Origin of the sequence: Chitinophaga sp. HK235 (assembly GCF_018255755.1) — a bacterium.
Lineage (GTDB): Bacteria > Bacteroidota > Bacteroidia > Chitinophagales > Chitinophagaceae > Chitinophaga.
In genome coordinates, this window is sequence record NZ_CP073766.1 from 1,184,537 (window position 1) to 1,210,899 (window position 26,363).

2 protein-coding genes are annotated in these 26,363 nt (G+C 46.5%); both read right to left on the reverse strand.

The genetic code is table 11. The features are described from left to right. Positions 1 to 15 precede the first annotated feature (15 nt). Positions 16 to 6,606, reverse strand: coding sequence for a non-ribosomal peptide synthetase (locus tag KD145_RS03770; protein WP_212004576.1), 6,591 nt, complete (start codon positions 6,604 to 6,606; stop codon positions 16 to 18). A gap of 39 nt (positions 6,607 to 6,645) precedes the next feature. Beyond that, on the reverse strand, positions 6,646 to 25,827 hold the full coding sequence (locus KD145_RS03775) for a non-ribosomal peptide synthetase/type I polyketide synthase (RefSeq protein ID WP_212004577.1): 19,182 nt from the start codon (positions 25,825 to 25,827) through the stop codon (positions 6,646 to 6,648). Positions 25,828 to 26,363: the final 536 nt, after the last annotated feature.

Sequence of the window (26,363 nt, forward strand, 5' to 3'; positions counted from 1 at the left end):
AATAGACGTTTCCGGTTATAGTTTAATGGTCTTTACATTTTTGGGGGTAACAGCCGCCGCATGCTGAATAGCGCTGATATGCCTTGCCATGGCTTCAATAGTAGCAAGCTGAAAGAATAACTTAACAGATATTTTTATATCAAACGTTTTTCGTATGGCAGCGATTAAACGAAGTGCCATCAGAGAATGGCCTCCCAGCTCAAAGAAATTATCGTATATGCCTATCTGTGATATTCCTAATAGCCCGGTCCAGATATCTGCCAGGGTACTTTCTGTTGCAGTACGTGGTGCCACAAACTCATGTGCAGACAATGCGGCGCTGTCCGGCGCAGGTAACGCCTGCTTGTTAACCTTACCATTAGCCGTGAGCGGTAATTGATCCAGTGCGATTAATATGCCTGGTATCATGTACTCAGGCAGCTTGTTACGGAGATAATCCATGATACCCTTTCTATCAAAATCACCTGCAGGCACAATATAGGCTACCAGTTGTTTATGCCCGGCATGATTATCTCCCCTTACCACCACCACTACCTGCCTAACCAGCTCACATTGTTGCAGCGCACTTTCCACTTCACCCAACTCTATACGGTAGCCGCGGATCTTTACCTGGTCATCTGCCCTACCCAGGTATTCAATATTGCCATCAGCCAGCCAACGGGCAATATCCCCAGTTTTATATAATCTGGCATCCGGAAGGGTACTGAATGGGTCTGGGAGAAATTTTTCAAGTGTACCATTCGGCCGATTTAAATACCCTCTTGCCACCTGTACACCACCGATATACAGTTCACCGGCTATTCCTATTCCACAGAGCCTCTTTTGTGCATCCAGAATGTACAGTTGTGTATTACTGATTGGCTTACCAATGGGCGGCAACAGTCTTTCCTCATAGTCTGACGCCACTATTTCATAGGCACTTACTACGTGCGCCTCCGTAGGTCCGTAATAGTTATACAACCTGGCATCGGCCCTGTCCATTAATTCCCTGATATCTTCGCTCAGGCGTAATTGTTCTCCTGCCGTAAATATTCCTTCCAGGCTACGCGGGTATATAGTGGCTGCTTTGACGTACTCACATAAATTTTTCAGCACCACATATGGCAGGAACAGATAATTAATATGATATTGTTCTATCAATCCAAGCATTTCACTCATATCCCTGCGTTTTCCTTCCTCAATGAGGTATACGGTACCACCAAAGCAAAGCGGTAAAAATATTTCCTGGAAGCTGGCATCAAAATTCAGGCTGGCGAATTGCAACACGCGTTTTCCGGAGATATCGCCGAGCTCTCCCTTCTGCCATAGCAAAAGATTTAACAGCGCACCAGCGGTCATCTCCACTCCTTTTGGCTGACCGGTAGTGCCGGAAGTGTACAATACATAGGCCAGGGAAGTTGCCGCTGTTGCTGCCGGCGGATCATATTTCAATGCAGCAGCCAGCTGCTCCCAATCACTATCTATTACTATCAGCTCTAAATCAGGATACATATTTACTTTCTCCCGGCAGGCATGGCTGGTTAACAGGATTTTGCTGCGAGTATCAGCAATCATATATTGAATGCGTGCCGCCGGATATTCAGGATCTATCGGCACATAAGCACCTCCTGCCTTCAGTATTCCTAATATGGCCACTACCATATTCAACGATCTTTCTATACAAAGAGGCACCAGCGTATCTGCCCCTACGCCTTTGCTGCGCAGGAAATTCGCTAAATGACTGGCACGCGTGTCCAATGCCTCATAACTCAGGGTTTCGTCTTCAAAAACCACTGCAGCCGCTGCTGGCGTAAGTGCCGCCTGTTTCGCAAACAAATCTGTGATAGTTGTATCAGGATAGGATACTGTAGTGGCATTAAATGTTTTCAGTAATTGTTGTTCCTCTCTTTCATTCAGCATCTGCAGGGTGTCTATGTTATCCGCAGGCGATGCTGCAATGGAACACAATAATTGCTCAAAATGAGTCAGCAACCGGACAATAGTATCTTCTTTAAACAGATCTTTACTGTATTCCACACTTACTTCCAACCCATCCTGTTCTTCTGCAACAAAGAATGTCATATCAAATTTTGAAGTGGAATACAGCAAAGGATCAGCCGAAAGCTGTATATCCGGCAAACGTACCTCCGACAAAGCATTGTTCTTTTTCCAGACAAACATTACCTGGAATAAGGGATTAAGACCGACTTCCCGCTGCTTTACCACCGCTTCCACTATTTTTGCAAAAGGCACTTCCTGGTGTGCATAAGCGTTTAACGTAGTAGTTCTCACTTGTTGTAACAATGTCGTAAAGGAAGGATTATTACTCAGGTCATTCCGCAGCACCAGTGTATTGACAAAAAAACCAATCAGCTCTTCCAGCTCCTGAAGAATCCTTCCGGATACCGGGCTTCCCACACAGATATCCGTTTGCCCGCTATAGCGATACAACAATACCTTGAAAGCCGCCAGGATTGTCATGTACAAGGTAGCATGATGCTCCCGGCTCAGTTGCTGCAATTGCAGTGTTACTGCCGGATCAATCCTGCAGGAGACGAGTCCGCCACATATGCTCTGCATAGCCGGCCGGGTATAATCCACAGGCAGCGATAATACCGCTGCTCCCTCCAATTGCTGTTTCCAGTATGCCAGCTGTTGCGCTGCCATAGCACCAGACAGACATTCCTGTTGCCACAATGCATAATCTGCATACTGAACAGGTAATACGGGCAGTTGCACAACATGACCGGTAATATACGCTGTATATAATTTCACCACCTCACGCACTAAAATATCCTGCGACCATTCATCTGATGCCATATGATGTGCCATTAATATCAACAGGTGTTCCGCTTCCGTAAGCGGGATCAGGTGAGCGCGCAGCATATGATCTTCAGACAGGTTAAACGGCAACTGAATTAAACCTGTTATATACTCCTTCAACTCCGGTGAACCATCTTTAAATAAAGTATCCGTCACAGTTACCAATTGCCATTGATTTCTGGCCAGCACCTGCTGAGAGGGTTGACCGTCCTGCTCTACTATCACAGTTCGCAGTATTTCATGACGATTCACTATTTCCTGCAGCGCATGCGTCAGCGCCTCACGGTTCAATTGTCCTGTTAACCGCAATACATGTGGCACATGATATTGCACACTGCCCGCCAGCTGGTCAATAAACCACAAACGTTCCTGGCTATACGATAAGGGTATCTGCGCCGGACGTGGATCATAACGTTTGATTCCCGGTAATACCGGCCGCCCCGATGTTTGGCTCAGATGCGCTGATAAGGAGGCTATTGTTGGATAATCGAAAATATCCCCTATAGATACTTCCACTTCCATCGATTTACGGATGGCAGATACCAGACGGATAGCCAGTAAGGAATGACCCCCTAAGGCAAAAAAGTTATCCAATCGTCCTACATGGTCCAGCTCCAGCAGCGAGCACCAGATATTTGAAAGCAGCTCTTCGGCTACATTTTCGGATGCAACATCATCTGATTCCCGTACTTCCCTCACGGGATCCGGTAACGATTTCCGGTCTATCTTACCGTTGGATAACAACGGAAATTTGTCCAGCACCACTAATTCGGATGGAATCATGTAGTCTGGCAAATGTTCCTGCAGGTACGCATCCACAGTACTTCTACTGTAATCAGCTGCAGTAACCAGATAGCCGGTCAATCGTTGCAGACCACCATCTTCTCCATGGCATACCACCACTCCCTGTAGCACGCCGGGAGCGCCCTCCAGCACACGCGCTATCTCTTCCAACTCTACACGATAACCACGGATCTTTAGCTGGTCATCTCTTCTACCCAAAAACATAATATTACCATCCGGTAAATATTTTACGATATCTCCTGTTCGATAAAGACGACCATTATCACTAAACGGATCGGTTATAAAGCGTTCTGATGTTAATGCTGCATTATTCAGATAACCAGCACCTACACCATCACCACCAATAAAGAGTTCCCCCGGAATACCCGCCGGACATAGCTGCAAACGATCGCTCAGCACATAAACACGGCTATTGGAAAAGGGTTTACCGATTGGAATATGCTGGTCATATACCCGATCTCTTTCTACGATATGCAATAATTTACCTATAGTCGTTTCCGTGGGTCCGTAGTGATTTACCACCACGCAGCTGCTACCGGAGGAAAATATACGGGTGACTACATCGGCATCCAGCACTTCACCGCCAAAAATCAGCAGCCTGGCAGGCAGCAGCAAATCGCCAGAGGACAAGGCTTTCCAATGTGATGGCACTATCTTCAAACAGTCGATCGAATGCGACGAAAAATATGTTTGTAATTTTTCACTGTCGTTGATCATTTCCCTGGTAAACAGATGCAGACTGCCCCCACTCGTTAATGCATGGTATAGTATAGTATTACCCAAATCCGTAGATATGCCTGGCAGCAAGGCAAATGAGTGACAATCAGATACCGGCAGGGCCGCTTTCAGGCCTGATAAATAATCCAACAGGTTGCCATGGGTAATCATCACTCCTTTCGGATTGCCGGTACTCCCGGAAGTATAGATCACATAAGCCAAATCGGATGCGCGCACTGTTGAAGCCATAGCCTTTACAGGGTATCGACGGAGGATATCTATATCCCCATCCAGTGCTATAATATGATCCACGGCACTGGTTTCAACTAATCCCCTGCAGGCATTGCTGCTTACTACTGCCGATGCAGCTGTGTCTGACAGCACATAGCCAATACGCTGCGGGTAGTCAGGGTCAACCGGCACATAGGCTCCTCCTGCCTTCAGGATACCCAGCAATGCCACCATCATCTCCGGAGAACGCTCAATGCACAAGGGCACCAGCGTTCCGGTTTTAACCCCCAGGTGGCGCAGGTGATGTGCCAGCTGATTGGACCGTTCTTCCAACTCCTGATAACTCAGCGTGGATGATTCAAAAACCAATGCAGTGGCTGACGGGGTGCGCGCCGCCTGAGCGGAAAACAAATCAGCCATATTGTCGCCCGCTGCTGCACGCGGCACAGCTACGCCGTTACCGGATACTTCCATCAACCGGCTGGCTTCCGCCGCCGACAACATAGGCAACAGGCTTATTTCCGCTAATGGGTTTTCTACAACAGACAACAACAGCTGTTCAAAGTGTTTTGCCATCCCGACAATCGCTTCAGCACGGAATAAATCACTGCGATAGATGATATCAACGTGCAGACCATCTTCATTTTCCGTAACAAAAAAAGTCAGATCAAACCGGGCAGCCACACGATCAAAGGGCAGTACAGTTAAGTCAACCTCTCCCAAACGAATCACTTTTAAAGCAGGTGCATGTTGCATTACAAACATTACCTGGAACAAGGGATTCTGATGTGAATCCCTGTCTTTTACCACTGCCTCCACTATCTTTCCAAAAGGTGTATCCTGATACTCATATGCCTCAACCGTACTTGCCTTCACCTGCTGCAACAGCGATATAAAAGTGGGATGTTTACTCAGATCACTACGCAGCACCAGTGTATTGAGAAAAAATCCGATAAGATCTTCCAGCTCCTGTTGCCGCCGGCCTGACAGAGAATAACCGGTACTGATATCTGTTTGTCCGCTACACCGGTATAACAGCACCTGAACAGCCGTCAGCATGGTCATGAACAGCGTGGTATCCTGTTGGCGGGATAATTTCTGCAACTGGTCAGCTATATAACCAGGAAGGGTAAACGAAACCCCTGCGCCATTTGCACTTTGAGCAGTGGATGCTCTGTCAGCAATAGGCAATTGCAACGGTGTATTGTCCGACAGTTTCTCTTTCCAGTAATCCAGTTTCTTCGCTAACTTTTCTTCTGATAAATCATTTCTTTGCCAGATGGAATAATCCGCATATTGAACGGGTAAAGGAGAAAGTTCCGGAGCCTCACCCTTTGCATAAGCATTATACAACAACGCCAGCTCACGCACTATGATACCAGAAGACCAGGCATCTGATGCGATATGATGCATCGTAACCACCAGGATATGTGTTTCAGAGTCCTGTGGTATTAAGTGTGCCCGCAACATATGATCCGCAGATAAATTAAACGGCGTATCGATCAGGGCTTTTATATGTTCCTGCAATGCCGCTGTATCAGCTTTACAACGGGCATCATCAACAATGGTTAATTGCCATTGATCTTTATCCAGCATACGCTGGCAGGCAATACCCTCACTTTGCTCAATCACCGTACGTAACACCTCGTGCCGGTTAACAATAGTTTGTAAAGTACGCGACAATGCAGTTCGATCCAATGTACCTTTCAACTGTAGCACAGCCGGTATATGATACTGCGTGCTGCCTTGCAGCTGATCGATAAACCACAAACGTTCCTGGCTATACGATAAAGGAATACGTGTGGATGCTGTTCTTGCGGCAGGAGTTATTTTATTCCCTCCTGTTATCGCTGATCTGTTTTGTTTTTCCCGCTGCAAATAGGTGATCAGGTGCGCTTTATTTTGTTTTAACTCACTTAACAAAGCACCATCGATACTTCTTTCTTCACGTACTTTCACTACCAGTTCATCTTCGTGAAGAGATATTTTCACACCATTTTCACTGGCTTTTTCCAACAAAGCTATTATGTCAATTAGTTTACGATCAGACATGTAATTTTTTTTTAAAACGTGATAGGGGTGAGCACTGTTTTATAGTTGAATAGTTTTGAAGCCATCATCTTCAGATAGGTTGTCTGACTGATTCACACTGATATATCTTGATAATCCTTCAATGGTGGGCAATTCAAAGAAAGTGCCCATTGACATTTCTACCTGCAGTGTTTCACGGATCCTGGTGACCAAACGGATGCTCAGTATGGAGTGACCACCCAGGTCAAAAAAGTCATCGTATATCCCTATAGGACTGGTTTCCAACAACTCTTCCCAGATGTTTACCAGTTGCTGTTCCAGTTCATTACGAGGTCCAACATGGTTACCGGTTAACAGTGGTTCCTTATGGGGATCCAGCAATGCCTTTTTATCGATTTTTCCATGTGCTGTTAAAGGGAATTCTTCCAATGCTACCAGTGATGTTGGTATCATGTATTCCGGCAGCCTGCTTTTCAGATAAGAAAGAATGCCATCCCGGTCAAAATGTCCTACAGGCACTACATACCCCACCAGGTAACGATTGGAGGAATCTGCACTATCCTGTCTGGCCAATACAACCGCCTGGCGTACCAGCGAAGAAGCAAGGAGTGCGCTTTCTATCTCGCCCAGTTCTATGCGATAACCATGCACTTTTACCTGATTGTCGCTTCTGCCAAGATATTCAAGCATACCATCAGGCAACCATCTGCCCAGATCGCCCGTCCTGTAAATGTTTGTGTCGGAGAAAGCGTTTGAGATGAACTTCTCCGCCGTCAGCTCAGGACGGTTCAAATACCCCCTGGCAACGCCACTACCACCAATGCAGATCTCTCCTATCACACCGATGGGTACCATTTCCTGGTTCATATCCAGCACGTATAATTGTACATTATCCAATGGCCTTCCGATAGATATACTGCTGTTCCCCTCCGTAAAACTTTCGCGGTTATTGAACCAATACGCACTACAGGCGACAGTAGCTTCCGTAGGACCATACATATTAATGAGCGTGATCTCCCTGTCGAGGTCCAGCAAAAACTGAAGATGAGCAGCGTCCAATGCTTCCCCTCCCACTATATACCTCCCGGTCAGATACTTTCCTGGTCTTGCTTTCATGGCTTCCTGCAACAATGGCAAATGTGCAGGCGTTAATTTGATAAAATCATACGGCGCATATTGCCACAAGGCAGCATCCTCAAATACTTCCGCCTGTTGCCTGGTTCCTATCACAATGGATTTTCCGTAAACGAGTGGCATAAATAATCCTGTAACAGCCCCGTCAAAGCAATAAGAGAGATGTACAAAAGTACCTGCTGTATCTTCATTCACATCGATACAACAGGTTTTATTGTTTAACAGGAAATTCAATAAATGCCTGTGCTCAATCATTACCCCTTTAGGCTTTCCTGTACTACCGGAAGTATATATTACATAAGCCAGGTTTTCCGGCAAAGGATAAGCAGGTCTGGTAGTTGTGCAGGCAGCTATTTTTTCGCGTTCATCCTCATCGTCCAATACAATGATATCAATAGCTGGAAGTGCCGGTTTACTGCTCTTGTTTGTGATTACTACTTTTGCCCCTGTATCCTGTAATATATAGGTGACCCGCTCTGTGGGATACAGAGGGTCCATCGGTACATAGGCTGCACCCGATTTCCATACCGCCAGTATTGCTATCAGCATTTCAAAGGAAGGCGTGATGCAGAGTGGTACCAGCGTTTCAGCACCTACCCCTTTACCTGCCAGGTAACGCGCCAGCTGACTGGTCTGCTCATCCAATTCCCGGTAGGTCATCGTTTTATTCTCCAACCTCAGTGCAATGGCATCCGGAGTATGAAGTACATGCTGTTCAAATAAATTTATGAATGTCTCATTGGTATAATGTGGGTTATCCGCCGGCAGCGCGCCGGATACTTCCATCAATTGCGCGGCCTCATTGATACCAAGCATAGACAAGGTGCCGATAGGCGCTTCCGGTGTTGTAATGATAGACTGTAATAACTGCTCATAGTGATGCAGCATACGGATAATCGTGTCTTCCCTGAATAACCCTGTACTGTATGTTACAGTACCAGATAAGCCATCAACAGTTTCCTGAATAGCAATGGTAATGTCAAACTGGGTGGTGGTGTCTTCAATAATTATATATTCCAATTGTGTATTTCCCAAACGCAGCGCCGGAATTTCAGGAATATTCTGTAATGAGAACAATACCTGGAACAATGGAGTTGTGCTCATATTCCTTTCCTTCACTACCGCATCCACTACTTTTTCAAAAGGTACATCCTGGTGCGTGTATGCATTCAACGTGGTTACTTTTACCTGCTGCAGCAGCGCAACAAAAGAAGGATTATCGCGCAGATCACTGCGCAGGGCCAGCATATTCACAAAAAAGCCCACAAGCCCCTCCACCTCTTGCCTTGACCGGCCTGCCACTGCGCTGCCTACACAAATATCTTCCTGCCCGGTATAACGATACAGCAACACCTTGAAAGCAGCCAGTAATGTCATGTAGAGTGTAACACCCTGTTGGCGGGATAATAACTGCAGCTGTTCAGACAACCCTGTATCCAGTTTAAACTCCCTGCTGGCGCCCTGTGTACGCTTAGCTGCCAGGTGTTTATAATCAACTGGTAACTGCAAACGGTCCACACCTTCCAGCTGTGATTTCCAGTAGCTTAATTTATCAGTCAATACATCGCCTGATAAATATTGCCGCTGCCAGAGCACATAATCTGCATACTGGATGTCCATAGCTGGTAAAGATGCAGTAACACCGGCAGCATACTCATCGTACAGCGCCACCAGCTCACGTACTATGATACCAGCGGACCATCCGTCCGACGCGATATGATGCATGGTTATTATCAGTATATGTTCTGATGCACCTTTCACCAGTAAATGTGCGCGCAACATATAATCTTCTGACAGATTAAACGGACGACTGATCAGTGACTGTATGTAATGATGCAATGATGTGGTGGTATCCTGATCTGCCGGTAGTTCTTCAATGACCCATTGCCAACCCGCCGTATCCATCACATACTGATAAGCATTATCCAGCTCCTGCCGTATCACGGTACGCAGCACCTCATGTCTCTGAATAATTCCACGTAGTGCATTTTCCAGTGCTCCCCTGTTCAGATCTCCCTTTAAATGCAGTGCGTATGGCACATGGTAATGTACACTACCTTCCAGGCGGTCAATGAACCACAAACGTTCCTGGCTATACGATAATGGAACATAGGACGGTCGCGTCTGTGCTGCTACAATTGCCGGCAACACTTTTCCGGCGGAAAGATGTTCCAGGTGAGCCGCCAGTACTGAAATGGAAGGATAGTCGAACACATCTCCTATAGGCACTTCCAGTGAGAGCCTTTTGCGGATAAGTGATATCATGCGGATCACGAGCAGTGAATGCCCTCCTATCTCAAAAAAATTATCATCAATACCTACCTGGTCCAGTTCCAGCAATTCCTTCCAGATGCCTGTCAGTGCCCATTCCATCTGACTGCGTGGCCCGGTACCCGTTTGCCCGGCAACAGCTTCATACTCCATTGCCAACAGTGCCTTTTTATCTGTTTTCCCATGCACGGTTAGTGGTACCTCCGCTACAGTTATCAATTGCGTGGGCACCATATATTCTGGCACCCGGTGTTTTAGCCAGGAGAATACACCTGCCCTTTCAAAACCACTACCAGGTACTATATAGCCTGTCAGCTGATAACTGCCACTGCTGTCCTTTTTGGCCAATACCACCGCCTGGCTTACGGTATCATATTCCTGCAATACACTTTCCACTTCGCCCAATTCTACCCGGTAACCGCGGATCTTCACCTGGTCGTCTGTGCGGCCCAGGTACTCAATGGTGCCATCTGCCAGCCAGCGCCCGGTATCTCCTGTGCGATACAAACGTGTAGTGTTGTCGTTACTAAATGGAGACAGGATAAATCTCTCTTTTGTCAGTTCCGGCAGATGTAAATAACCACGGGCCAATCCTGCACCACCAATAACGATCTCCCCATATACGCCTACTGGCACCTTATTCGTATAGGCATCCAGGATATACAGCTGTACATTGTCTATTGGTTTACCAATAGATATGCCATTGCGGTTGCCACCTGTATAGGATCCGGTATGCAACAGGAAAGTGCTGCAACCCACCGTTGCCTCGGTAGGTCCATATTCATTGATCACTTCCACACTGGCTGCATGTTCCAGGAAATAAGCCAGATGAGCCGGCAGCAGCGCTTCTCCTCCTACTACCAATCGTTTTGTAAATAATTTCCCGCCATTTTTTTCTGTGGCCATCGCGAGTAAAGGCAAATGGGCGGGTGTTAGTTTGATAAAATCATATGGCGCATATTGTTGAAACAAACTATCCTCAAACACAGCAGCACCAGTATTGTTACCTATCACCACTGTTTTACCGGATAATAATGGCATAAACATAGCGGTCAGAGAAGCATCAAATGTGTAGGAAAAATGTACAAAGCTGCCTGTTAATCCGCTGTTGTCATCTATATAAGCAGTTTGATTATTCCGCAGGTAGTTCAGTAAACTTCCATGTTCGATCATTACACCTTTAGGACGGCCTGTGCTGCCGGAAGTGTAAATAATGTAGGCTAACTGCCTGCTATCGGGTGTTTCCAGCACCTCGTTCCCGGCTGCTATATCCGGCAATGCGGCTTCATCATCCAATGCAATGAGGCATAAACCAGATGTATCCAATAATTTTGACAGGCAGGCCTGGCTGCTCACAACTATACCAGCGGCCGTATCTGAAAGGATGTAACTGATCCGTTCCTGTGGATAATCGGGATCTATTGGTACATAAGCGCCGCCCGCTTTCCATATTCCCCATATAGCGATCAGCATCGCGGCAGAACGCTCCATACAAACCGGCACCAGTGTTTCAGCCTTCACTCCCTGGCTGCGCAGGTAATGCGCCAATTGATCGGAACGCCTGTTCAGTTCCTCATAACTAATAATGGCATCTCCACCTATGATGGCTGTATCCAATGGATGTTCCGATACCTGTGATGCAAATACATCCAGTATGGTATGCTCATCCCGATGCAAAGAAATTACGGTGGTATCATTAAATGCGGCCAGTTGCTGTTCATCTCCTGTAGTGATCATCGGCAAAGCGCTGATCCTTGTACCTGGCGACTTTACCACTGCCTTTAACAGCTGCTCAAAATGCAGCAGCATCCGGTCTATCATTTCCCCACTGAACAGGTCTACAGCATATATCAGATTACCGTTCAAGCCCTCTGCATCTTCCTGTATATTCACGGTGATATCAAATTGCGTCGTAACCTGTGCTATATCCAACGGGGAAAGTTGCACGCTACCGAGGCGGAGTGCGGGTATCGGCGGTATATTCTGTAGTGAGAACAATACACGGAACAGTGGATTCCCTTTCACGTCCCTGTCTTTCACCACTGCTTCCACTACTTTTTCAAATGGTACATCCTGGTGTTCATATGCCTCCAGGGTGGTTGTCTTCAGCTGTTGCAATAGCGCTGCAAAAGTAGGCTCACCGGCCAGGTTACTACGTAATACCAACGTGTTCACAAAGAAACCTATCAGGCCTTCAGTTTCTTCCTGTGTTCTGCCTGCTATAGGACTGCCCACGCAGATATCTTCCTCACCACTGTAGCGGTATAACAACACTTTGAACGCCGCCAGTAATGTCATAAATAAAGTAGTGCCTTGTTGCAAGGATAATTGCTGTAGTGCATCCGTAAGCTCTCTGTTCAGCCGGAAACTGCGGCCAGCACCTTTGTTGCGCTGTACCAGCGGTTGGGTACCATCTCCCGGCAATTGCAAGGAACCCACCTCTTTCAGTTTATTTTCCCAATAATTCAATTTTCCGGTCAGTACTTTTCCTGATAAATACTGACGTTGCCAGACAGCGTAATCCGCGTACTGGATAGGCATATCGGGTAATACCGCCACACTACCCGTTGTGTAAGCTTCATACAATGCTATCAGCTCTTCCACTACGATACTGACAGACCATCCATCACAAGCGATATGATGCAGCACAATAAGTAGTACATGCTCATTTTCACCGGATACGACCAGGTGCGATCTCAGCATATAGTCCATTTCCAGGTCAAATGGCGTTGCAATCAGTGATGCTACATAGCTTCTCAGCGCGTCAGACGACTGTCTGTATACTGGTAGGTCCGTTACCGTTAGTTGCCATTTATCTTTATCCAATATATGTTGATAAGCAACACCTTCTTCCTGCCTTATAACGGTACGCAGCACTTCGTGACGATTCACAATATCCCGTAGAGCATTGGATAATGCGGTTATATCCAGTGCACCGGTTAATCTTAAAGCTGCAGACAGATGATATTGCACGCTTCCTTCCATCTGATCGATAAACCATAAACGTTCCTGGCTATACGATAATGGAATTATTGCCGGTCGCTGGCCAGCCTCAATAGCCGGCAGCAACAAAGCAGGCTCCATCTCCTGCAGATGTATTGCTAAATCAGCAATGGTGGGATAATGGAACAGTGATCTTACTGCTAATTCTACCTGTAACCTTTTTCTTATCATCGCTACTAAACGCATCGCCAGCAGGGAATGTCCGCCTGATTCAAAGAAATTATCATATATGCCTATAGCTGGTTTATGCAATAGTTCCTGCCACATACCAACCAATACATGTTCCGTTTTATTACGGGGAGCTACATACGCATTCGTTAATATTAGTGTGTCATCAGCATCTGGTAGTGCTTTTCTGTCAATTTTTCCGTGTGATGTTAAGGGAAATTCTTCCAATGCCACCAGTGATGCCGGCATCATATATTCCGGCAGCCTGCTTTTCAGATAAGAAAGAATGCCTTCCCGGTCAAAATGTACTGCAGGCACTACATATCCCACCAGGTAACGATTGGAGGAATCGATACCATTCTGTCTGGCTAATACAACTGCCTGACGCACCAGGGTAGAAGCAAGGAGTGCGCTTTCTATCTCACCCAGCTCTATGCGGTACCCATGCACTTTTACCTGGTTGTCGCTCCTGCCAAGATATTCAAGTGTACCATCAGGTAACCATCTGCCCAAATCGCCCGTCCTGTAAATGTTTGTGCCAGGGAAAGAATTTGATATGAACTTCTCAGACGTCAGCTCAGGGTGGTTCAGATACCCCCTTGCAACACCGCCACCACCAATGCAGATCTCTCCTACCACACCGATTGGTACCATTTTCCGGTTCATATCCAGTACAAACAACTGCACATTATCTATTGGCTGGCCAATAGATATACCATTGCTCCCCTCTGTAAAACTTTCGCGGTTAGTGAACCAATACGTACTACAACCTACAGTGGCTTCCGTAGGACCATATTCATTGATGATGGTGATCTCCCTATCCTGGTCCAGCAAAAATTGAATATGAGCAGTATCTAATGCTTCTCCACCCACTACAAACCTTTGGGTCAGATACTTTCCTGGCCTGGTTTTCATGGCTTCTTCCAGCAATGGTAAATGAGCAGGCGTTAATTTGATAAAATCATACGGTGCATATTGCCACAAAGCAACATCCTCAAACACTTCCACCTGTTGCTTTGTACCTATTACAATAGATTTTCCATAAATCAGCGGCATGAATAATCCAGTAACAGCAGCATCAAAGCAATAAGAAAGATGAATAAAAGTACCTCCGGTATCTTCGTTCATATTGATATACCGGGTTTTATTGTTCACCAGGTAATTCAATAAATGCCGGTGCTCAACCATTACCCCCTTAGGCTGTCCTGTACTGCCGGAAGTATATATTACATAAGCCAGGTTTTCCGGCAAAGGATAAGCAGACGTAGCTGCTGTTGTATAAGCGGCTATCTTTTCACGCTCATCAGCATCGTCCAATACAAGGATATCAATAGCCGGAAGTGCTTGTTTACAGCGCTTGCTGGTGATCACTACTTTTGCCCCGGTATCCTGTAGGATGTAGTTGATCCGTTCTATAGGATATACAGGATCCACCGGCACATACGCTGCGCCAGATTTCCATACAGCCAATATTGCGATCAGCATTTCAAAAGAAGGAGTGATGCATAGCGGCACCAATGTTTCTGCACTCACCCCTTTACTGGCCAGATATTGCGCCAGCTGATCCGACTGTCTGTCCAGTTCCCCGTAGCTAAGCTGGGCGCCGTCCAAGCGGACGGCCACAGCATCCGGCGTACGCGCGGCCTGTAAGCTAAACAACGCCGGCAATGTTTGATCTTGCGGAAAGGCTACTGCCGTATCGTTAAAGGTTGTCAGTAGTTGCTGGCGTTCATGAGGAGTCAATAATTCCACTTCTTCCAGGTTACCTGCTTCATTATTCAACAGCTGCAGCAATACATGTTCAAAATGGCCTGCTATTTCCTGTGCATAGGCTTCTTCCAGCAATGCCGCATTGTAGTTGAATCGGACACTGATCTCTTCTCCTGCTACAATAATGATATTTAACGGATAATTGGTGTGTTCATGAAATCCGGTATTTTCTATCTGCAAATGCCATGACTGAGATAACAGCACCTTGTTTACAGGGTAATTTTCGAACACCAGTAACGTATCAAAAAACTCTCCCTGTATACCAGTCCATTGCTGGATACTACTTAGCGCAGTGTACTGGTATTTCCAACGCTGCAACTGCTGTTCCTGCAATGCCTGCAACCATTTTACGGTACTACCTGAAGTGATGGCTGCATATAATGGCAGCGTATTGATATACAAACCTACACGTTGTTCTACATCCGGTAAATCTTCCGGACGCCCCGACACCGTTACACCATACACCACATCATCGGAACCAGTATAGCGATACAACAGGTAAGCCCATACCCCCTGCATCAATGTATTCAGGGTAATATGATGACGTTGCACATAACGTGTTATGCGGCTGGTTGTCTCTGCATCCAGCAGTAATGGCATGTCTTTATAAATACCAGCACCTTTGGTCCGTTCTGTAGTAGCACCAATGAATGGCAGCAGACTACCTTTTTGCACGGCCGACAAATAATTTCTCCAATATGATTCCTCCTGTTCACTATCAACACGACTGATATAACGGATGTAATCAGCATAACTGTCTTCAGATGCAGCCGGAAGCTGTCTGCCTGTATACAGCAACTCATAACTGTTCAGTAATTCCTCCACCAATACCGGCAACGACCAACCATCCAGTATAATATGATGGAAAGTCAGCAACATCCGGTAACGGCTATCCGTCAACTTTATCAAACCAATACGCATCAGTGGTGGTACACCAAAATCAAATCCTTTGCCCTGATCAGCAAGCTGGTATTCATTCCATGCCGCTTCCTTCGCCGCTTCGCTCATCGCCGAGTAATCCAGTATGGTTACCGGTAATGATGCTTCATGATATACACTTTGAACAGGAATATTGAACTCATTATAATAAAATCCGCTGCGCAGTATACTATGACGCCGTAACAGATCCTTCCAGCACTGCAGCAATATCTCCACATTCAGATTCACCAGGTCACAGGAAAACTGGGCAATATAACTGCCTGTTCCTTCATCATACAATCCATGAAACAACATTCCTTCCTGTAAAGGGCTCAACTTGTACAAACCAGCTACCTGCGGGCGTCTTGGGGCATCTTTCCATTCAGTATCCAGGAATTCATCCAGCTCCTTATTGCTAACAATACCCTCCAAACCATAATCAGCGGGCGTATAAACGGTGAACAGGCCTGCCTGTGCCACACAGTGATCTATCAGGGCTTGAAGCTGTAACAGGTAAGTATTGGCCAGATGCCCTATCGTTGCCGATTCAAAATGGTGCGTACTATATCTCCACTCCAATACCAGTTCCCCATTTTTGACAATACTGTTAATTGATAATTTCTCTTCTACCGGGTAATCCGCACCAATAGCAGATCCTGTCGATTCAGCAGCCATACTTAAGTTATCACCGCTGCTGATGATATTATCCAGCTGGCCCAGGTAATTAAACACTACATCCCATGGGTTCTTTCCTGTTGAAAGCCCTGTTTTGCTGATGTATTTCAATACACCGTATCCTATACCTTTATCCGGTATCTGACGCAACTGTTCTTTTACTTCTTTCAACAAAAGACCGGCTTCACCAGCGGGATTTCCGTTCAGTACAACCGGATAAAGACTTGTAAACCAACCTACGGTATGACTGGTATCTATTCCCAGTATCTGGTCTTCCCTGCCATGGCCTTCCAGGCCGATTGATATGCGGGGAGCACCATTCCAGGCAGATAAAGTAGCAGCCAGGGCACACAACAATATATCGTTGATTTCAGTGTGATAGGCTTGTGGTGCTTCCTGCAGTAACTGCCGTGTATACCTGCTTTCCAGCTTCACTGTATGCACATCGGTATCTGCCATAACAACCTTGCCATCGTACGCTTTATCTGTCCGTAGCGGCACATAGCCGTTTGTTACCTGCTCCCAGTATGGCTGCTGACGCAGCAACCGGGGATGTTGTCCATATTGCACCAATGCCTCAAAGCTTTGCCGGTAAGCACTGCTTTTCCGCACCAGCATCTCCTTATCTTCTTCACCTTGTAATAATAAGACCAGGTCTTCCAACAGTATACGCCAGGATACGCCATCTACGGCCAGGTGATGGATAACGAACAACAAGCGGTTATGCGGTTCACTATCAGGCGTTAACAGCAATACAGCTTTTACAAGTATTCCCTGTTTAATATCCAGGCTGCCCTGGTAATGTGAACCATATTCTTTTATCTTATCTGCAAGATCTTCCGGGGCTACTGCCTGCAGATCCACTACCTCCGCAGTTCCTGTGTAACTGCCATATTCCTGTTCCCAACCATGATCAGTATGGGAGAATACCAATCGTAATGCATCATGGTATCGTACTAGTCCGGCTATAGCACGGGATACCAGCGCAGATGATATTTTTTTATCTATTGCCAGTAACAGGCTTTGGTTGTAGGGTATTGTTGCCGTAGTATCTTTTTCAAAATACCATTGCTGTATAGGCAGCAATCCGTATTTACCATCGCGTACCACCTGTTCGGCAGTCGCCTGCATATTGCCTGATATGCGCAACAGCTGTGTGAGCTGGCTTATCGTGGGGGCAGAAAATAAATCACCTACCTGTAAACTATATCCCATACGCCTGGCCCGGCTCACTACCTGGATCGTGATAATGGAATCTCCTCCCAGTTCAAAAAAATTATCGTGTATACCTACCCGTTCCACACCCAGCAATTCCAGCCAGATATTAGCTAAATCTGCTTCTGTTTCATTACGGGGCGCAACATAGCTGTTCTTCAAAACCTGCGCCGCATCGGGGTCTGGCAATGCTTTTGTATCTATCTTTCCATTTGCATTCACCGGAAATGCTGCTATTGGTATCAGCCGTGCCGGAATCATATATTCCGGTAATCTTTCCTTCAGGTAAGTGGTGATTTCTTCCGCATTGAAAGTACTATGAGATACTATATACCCCACTAATCGTTTATGTCCGTTCGTATCTGTATTGGCTACTACCAGTGCCTGGTTTACCAATGCACACTCCTGTAATATATTGGTGATTTCGCCCGGTTCTATACGATATCCGCGGATCTTTACCTGGTCATCCATACGTCCCAGGTATTCAATATTTCCATCCGGTTGCCATCTGCCTACATCTCCTGTTCTGTATAACCGGTTTTTATCATACGGATTAAGGATAAATTTTGCAGCTGTTTGTTCAGGCAAATTCCAATACCCCCTGGCAAGATTGGTTCCTCCAATACAAATTTCCCCCTTTACACCTATAGGACATAGGCCGCCATTAGCGTCCAGCACATATACCTGCACATTGGCAATCGGCTTTCCTATCGTTACAGTGCTGTCTTCCCTCACAGGGTTATCTGTAGTAGTGGTACAAACTGTATTTTCAGTAGGACCATATGCATTTATCAACCGGATACCTTTTGCTGTAATATGCTTTACATCTTCCCGGTTCAATGCCTCACCTGCAGAAACAATCGTCTTAACCGGTCCCAATACCTCTCTCACGGTATGCAGGTAAGACGGAGGCAGCGTAACTACTTCTACCTGGTACTTATTCACAAGCGCCGAAAAAAGTTCTGCTGACAACAGTTCTTCTTTCTTCGGGACTACCAGTGTTCCACCGTGTAATAAAGTCACAAATATTTCATAACAAGACGCATCAAAACCAACAGAAGCAAACTGCAGCACCCTTGTGCCTGTTTGCATCTGAAATATGTCAAGCTGGCTGAAAGAAAGATTTACAACGCCCCTGTGCTCTATCATTACCCCCTTGGGTTTACCGGTAGAACCGGAAGTATAGATCACGTAAGCCAGGTGAGATGCATGGATATCAGCAGGGAAAGGTGTTTGCGGATAGGCAGCTATAAAAGGTCCTACCTCATCCAGTATCACCACATGGGTACCCTTATCTGTATCCGGTAGTTTAGACAGACAGTTACTACTGCTGAGGATAATATTTGCGCCTATATCTTCCAGTATATACGCGATCCTGGCTGCCGGAATATCCGGATCAACAGGCACATAGGCTGCTCCTGCCTTTATGATACCCAGTATAGCGATGATCATTTCGGTCGACCGCTCTATGCAAACGGGTATCAGCATTCCTTCTTTTACGCCTTTTTTGCCGAGATAATGTGCCAGCTGATTAGAGCGGATATCAAGCTCACGATATGTCAGCATTTCTTCCTCAAACATCAGGGCCGTGACTTCAGGCGTCGTCAATACCTGTTCTGCAAACAGACCGATGATGGTTTTATCAGGTGAAGTATATGCTATAGCGGTATCATTGAACTGATGCAATAGCTGGTATTCCTCTCCTGGAGTTAAGAGGGTCAGCGTATTGATATTGTTGTGCGGTGCCTGCACCGCAGCCAGCAACAGCTGCTCATAATGAACGAGCATGCGTGTGATCGTTTCGCTGCTGAACAGTGCAGTGCTATATTCCACATTGGCGACCAATGAGCCATCGCGGGTTTCGAGCACATAAAAATTCACATCAGCCATGGTAGTAGTCTGCTCATGGGGTTCCAATGTCAGCTGCAATTCTTCTGTGCTAAACCGGGATACATCCGGCATATTTCCCAGCCTGAATATCACCTGCTCCAGCAGCTTCCCGTCCTGTTGCCGGTTCCTGGCCACTGCACCTACTACTTTTTCAAAAGGTAGTTCCTGGTGCTCATAGGCCGCCAGGGTAGTTTCTTTTACTTTTTGCAATAACGCAACGAAGGTGGGATTATCACCGGCATTGGTACGAAGCGCCAGTGTGTTAACACAGAACCCAATCATCGCTTCTGTTTCGGCTATCATTCTTCCCGCAATAGGGCTGGATACGCAGATATCCTCCTGTCCGCAGTAGCGGTATAGCAGTACTTTAAATGCCGTTAACAGTGTCATGAAGAGGGTGGCGCCTTCCTGCCGCGACAATGCCTGTAAACGTTCCGGCAATCCATCGGGTAGCCGGCGTATCTCCTTTGCACCACGGCTGCTTTGAGCAGCGGGTCGTGTATAGTCGGCAGGCAGTTGCAAGGGGGTTACACCTTCCAGTTGTTTTTTCCAGTAAGCCAGTTCACTGTTGAGTTTATCACCAGCTATACGATTATGCTGCCACAGGGCATAATCTGCATATTGCATGGATAGCGGCGACAATTGTGGTAATCGTCCTGCTGCATAGGTATTGTATAAGGTTATCAGTTCCGGGAGAAATACCATCTCTGCAGACCAGCCGTCAAATGCAAAATGGTGTATTTTCAAAACCAGCAGATGTTCCGTTGCTGCAAGTGGGATCAGATGCGCACGTAACATATAGTCACGTGTCAGATCCATTGGGCTGTCGATGAAAGTAGTAATAAAGCGCTGCAACTGCTGCGGATCATTCAACCGCTCATCTGCTATTGTCAGCTGCCAGTTGCTGGCAGGCAGTACCTGCTGATAGGAATGATCACCTTCATAAGCGATAACCGTCCTGAGTACTTCATGGCGCGTTACAATATGCTTCAGTGCTTCCTGCAAGGCACCACGGTCCAATGTCCCGTTAAATCTTATCACAGCAGGTATATGATACTGTACACTACCTTCCAGCTGATCTACAAACCATAAACGTTCCTGGTTAAATGACAAGGGACTACGTGTATTCGTAACGGATGTTTGTTCCTCCTGTATAGCCTCCCCATTTACATTTACCTCCGCTTCAATATAGCCCGCCAGCAGTTCGAGTGTAACCTGCTTTTCAAACAGCTGCCGCACAGAAATAGTGATTTCATATCTTTTGCCGATACGCCTTGCCAGGCCGCTTAATATCAATGAATCAGCGCCCAGCTGGATTAAATTAGCGCCTACATCAATGTTTCCGGAAGGTATCTTCAGCGATTTCTCCAATGTATTACTGATATACGCCAGTATCGATGCATAGTTTCTTTCAGATGCAGCTGCTATTCCGACAATATCATCGGCTTTACTGCTGGCAGGAACAATTGCTACCGGCAGCTTTTCGGTATTGTCTGTTGCCCAGTAGCGCTGTCGCTGAAACGGGTAAACAGGCAATAACACCTTGTGGTAACCAGGCTGATCATAAAACGATTCCCAGTTCACCGATACCCCGTTTATGTATAAAGCCATCAAACTCTTGAGTACAATGGACCAGGAAGATTGCCCATAGCGCATGCTTGGCAAAAGACAATCTTCTTCATAAGCTGCTGTGAGGTGTACCATTGAGAGGAGATTGGGTTGTGGCCCCAGCTCCATCAGTATATCTGTATCCAGCGCCTTGATCGTTTTTATGCTTTCTGAAAACTGAACGGGTTGCACAATATGGTCACACCAATAAGATGCTCTCGTTACCTCATCCGTGACTACCTTACCGGTAATATTGGAGATCATTTGCAGTGAGGGCGTATGATAGGTGATACGATTGGCCACCTTGTAAAATGGCTCCAATACGGGTTCCATCAGTGGAGAGTGAGATGCTTGTGCAATCAGCAATTCCCGGCTATTGATACCCTCTTTTCCGAATGATTGCAATGCGGCGGACACGGCGCTTTTCTTTCCTGATATGACAGTCAGCTCAGGGCCATTTACAGCCGCAATGGCCAGGTCTTTTCCATATTGCCGGATAGCAGCCGCCACTATCACTTCCGCGGCAAACACGGTAGCCATACTACCGTACCCCTCCCCCTCCTGCATCAGCCGGGCCCTTTCTGTTACGAGGGTCAATCCATCATCCAGGCTAAATACACCTGCTACGTAGGCAGCCGCATATTCACCAAGGCTGTGCCCTGCCACTATAGACGGGGATATGCCCCACGACTTCCACATTTCTGCCAGTGCGCAGGAAATGGCATATAACGCCGGCTGGAGATAAATCATTTTCTGCAGCAGTTCATTAGCCGCTTCCATTTCCATTTCATAGAGCAAAGCAGTTAAAGAGATATTCAAGCTTGATTGCAGGAAAACATCACAGTGATCAATTATACGTTTAAATACTGCATTATGCCTGTACAACTCCCTGCCCATATTCCAGTATTGCGATCCGCCACCGGTAAACAACCATGCGATCTTTCCAGACCGGTTCATTACACTTCCCTGCAGCAGCCCTTCTACGGGTGTATCCTCTACGGCTGCATGCAGGTATTCGCGCATTTCTGCCTCGTTACTAACAGGAAAGGCCAAACGATATTTAAAGCTATCGCGTGCAACGGCGGTAGTATAAGCGATATCTGCAAATGATCCTTCCGGCAGGGCAGCATATTGCAACACCAGGGTTTTCAATGCCGCGGGCGTTTTAGCAGAAAGCAACAAAGGATAAGCCGGCAATACCGGTTGTTCTTTGCTGACAGCTGCTTTAACAGCAATACCTTCTTCGAGGATTATGTGTACATTGGTGCCACTCAAACCAAATGAGCTCACCCCTGCGCGTCGTTTATCCGTTGCCATTGTCCATGGCGTCATTTCATTCACCACCTTCACTGCCATTTCTTTCCAGGGAATTAACCTGTTAGGCTCATGACAATTAAGACTACCTGGTAACTGCGCATGTTGCAGACTGAGCACCGTTTTTATAAAGCCGGCAATGCCGGCCGCAGCTTCCAGGTGCCCGATATTTGTTTTAACAGCACCCACCAGTAATGACTGAGCGGCAGACCTGCCATGCCCATATACCGCCTGTAATGCCTGTATTTCAACAGGATCCCCCAGGCGGGTACCAGTACCATGTGCTTCTACATATTGTACGCTATCCGCGCTGAGCCTTGCACTCCGCAACGCTTTTCTGATAACCTGCTGCTGCGCAATACCATTGGGTGCGGTAAGTCCGTTGCTCAAACCATCATGATTAACAGCCGAACCTGCAATAACTGCCAGCACATTATCGCCATCAGCTAATGCATCCTGCAGGCGCTTTAATACAACGATACCACATCCCTCTCCTCTTACATACCCATCTGCGCTATCATCAAACGTTTTGCACAAACCCGATGGTGAAAGGGCCTTCATCCTGCAAAGCTTAATAGTCGTTTCCGGAGACAACATAAGATTAACGCCACCAGCCAGCGCAAGCGAACATTCTCCCAGCATCAGATGCTGGCATGCCTGATGAATGCTTAGTAGTGAAGAAGAACAAGCTGTATCCAGCTGTACTACAGGGCCGTGAAAATCCAACAGATAAGCAATGCGTCCTGCAGCAACACTTCTTTCAATACCCAGCCCGCTGAATGCATCATCAAAATAAGTAGCATCCGTTGTGCTGTGAACAATTTGCTGATAGTCATCTGTTCCCATCCCTATAAAAACACCGGTTTCACTTCCTCGCAGCTTTGAGGGAGAAAGACCTGCATTTTCCAGCGACTCCCAGCATACTTCCAGCAGCAGTCGCTGCTGTGGGTCCATACAAGCCGCCTCTTTAGGTGAGATGCCAAAAAACATAGGATCAAACCCATCTACCTGGTCAATAAACCCTCCGTGACGAATATACATCCTGCCCGTAGCATCCTCATTTTCATCAAAATAAGCATCTGCATCCCAGCGGTCCTTTGGGATAACGGTAATGGCGCTACGCTGCTCACTTAACAGATCCCAGAAAGCAGCCGGGGTATTGACACCACCGGGAAAGCGGCATCCTATACCTACGACGGCGATACGATTGTCTGTGCTTTTTTTATTTGTGTGAGCAGTAGCACTTTCATTGTTTTGTTGTACCGGTGGCCTTGTGACACCTGACAGATAACCGGCAAGGTCATTTATAGTAGAAAAACTGTAAACGATGGTTTTGTCAATGCTTATCTGCAGAAACTCCTCCAGGTCTCCTGCCAATGCGGTGGCCTGCAGAGAAGACATGCCATATTCTGCAAATGGTGTATCAGCTGACAATGCTGATTCTGACAGGTTAAAGCGTTTTTGCAACCATTGTGTCAACCATTGACGCAGCATTGCAGCTTGTTGCGGATTGGCGGCGGGTGGCGCCGGCGCGGCAGTCCGCTCTGTTACTTGCGGTGCCGGAGTCCTGTCGTTTTCCTGCGCTATTTCCCGGATGATTTTATCGTATAGTCCCTTGCGGTAGTCTTCCACAAACAGATAACGTTTGATCTTACCACTGGTGGTTTTGGGAATCTTTCTCACCGGCAGCACATGTTTCACTTCCAGCCCCAGTTTACCGATACATCTTTTTACTTCTTTGATAACCGGTAAAAATTTCTTTACAGTAGATTTAAACAACACAAATACCACAATGGATTCCGATCCCGTGTCTTCGTCGGGAACGCCACAGGCAACCACTTTCCCGGTTTCCATGCCATCCAGTTGTTCAAGGGTATGTTCTATATCATGCGGATAAACATTACCACCATTGATAAAAATGATATCCTTCACACGACCTACCACAAACAGATGCCCGTCCTGCATAAAGCCCGTATCACCGGTATTCAGCCAGCCATCTTTTCTGATGACGGCCTGGGTAGCAACTTCATTGTTGTAGTAACGGCTGGTAACAGCATCTCCCTTAATCCACAGAACGCCCATATGCCCATCTTTCAATGGTTTTTCCCGCTCGTTGCGGATTTCCACCGTAACACCATCAATTACCTGTCCCAGATCCACTATCTCTACACTTTCTCTGATATTTTCTTCCGATCGTATACCCGTTACCGGTTGCCCGATAGAGAGCGCATCACGGGGCACTGTTATACTGTTGAATGGCTGGTGAATGCCGTAGAAAGTCACTTCCAGCGTAGCTTCCGCGAGCCCGTATCCTGCACACATGGCCTGCGGATGCAATCCGAATCCGCCCATAGTACTCATGAACTCCCTGCATAGATTAGCGGATACCGGTTCTGCGCCGTTCAGGATAATCCTCACACTGGAGAGGTCCAGCCCTGTACCTTTTTCAGGTGTGAACTGATTGAGGTAATATTTATATCCGAAGTTGGGAGAACAGATAACGGTAGCCCGGTGTTCAGAGACCTTCTGCATCCATAACAAGGGATTTCTAATAAAAAGGTCAGTAGGTATCAGATATTGATTTACGCCGGCTCCTGCAGGGAAGAGATGGAAGCCTATCAGGCCCATATCGTGTGTCAGCGGCATCCAGCTGAGATAGCTGTCATTTTCAGTACACTCGTGCGCCGACGTAGCTGCATAAATGTTGGTGATCAGGTTGCGATGCGTGAGCACCACCCCTTTCGGATTACCGGTGGAACCAGAAGAGAACTGCAGGAAGGCCACATTCTCAGGGGTAGCGGGATAAATAGTACCGGCGCCGGAAAAGCGTTCCAACTCTTCGATAAACAATACGTTCTCAAAACGCGGCGCATCTGTACTATCAGAAAAGGCCGCGTTGGTGATTTTCTCATAGTGGACACTGCTGACACACAAGGTAGGATTATTGAGGAAGGCCCTTATTTTCAGCAGCTTCTGAGCATTTTCGCCCTGGTAGGTGACTGCAACCGGCACCGGTATGATACCGCCCAATATACAGGCCCAGAAAATCTGTATGAATGTTCTGTAATCTTCTACCTGTAATACCAGTTCATCACCGGGCTTCAGTCCTTTATCCTGTAGCAGTCCCAACCATCTCACAGCAATAGAGTACAGCTGATGGTAGGACAAAAAATTCTCTTTATTACTGGCGGTGATAAAAGTTATTCCCTTATCATGGGTATCTTTAACCTTTGCTAATATAGCTGGGAGTGTTGATGGTCTTTGATTCTTATTCATAAAGAATGATTATTATCCGAGGTTTTTTTCAATAGTTGTATTGGGGAGATGGAAACAACCGCAAAAAAGTTAACACATAGTTTTCCCTGAAGCTGGCTATTAACAGCCGCCTTACATGTTTTGTTATGCTAATGGGGAACGTGTGCTCTTACCCTTGCTTAAATGATTTCCGCGGTGATTAATAAAATTTCCTGTTGTGACAATAGGTTTTCCATCAGCAAATAGCCGTTCTCATGGAATAAGGTTTCCATTGCTTTTGTTAAATGCATACTATTATTGTTTTACGCAGATATATCTGAGTTTCCGTTAAAAAATATGGTAACAAAACTGACAGTAATAATGCTCATGAAAAATAAGGTCCATAGCTCACTCACCTCCCGTTAAAAACAAGGCAGCTTTAGGAATAATCACAAGGCGTCCGCCTCACTGAGCTACAGTCAGCGTGTGATCAAATAAAAAATAAATGGGAAATTCTGATCAATAAACTTGCATGTAAATCATAATGCACGGAGAAAAAATCGTACTTAAGCAACAAG

Excerpts from the sequence above, each read along its gene's own strand:
- KD145_RS03770 (WP_212004576.1), bottom strand. The coding sequence starts at position 6,606 with ATGTCTGATCGTAAACTAATTGACATAATAGCTTTGTTGGAAAAAGCC.
- KD145_RS03775 (WP_212004577.1), bottom strand. The coding sequence starts at position 25,827 with ATGAATAAGAATCAAAGACCATCAACACTCCCAGCTATATTAGCAAAG.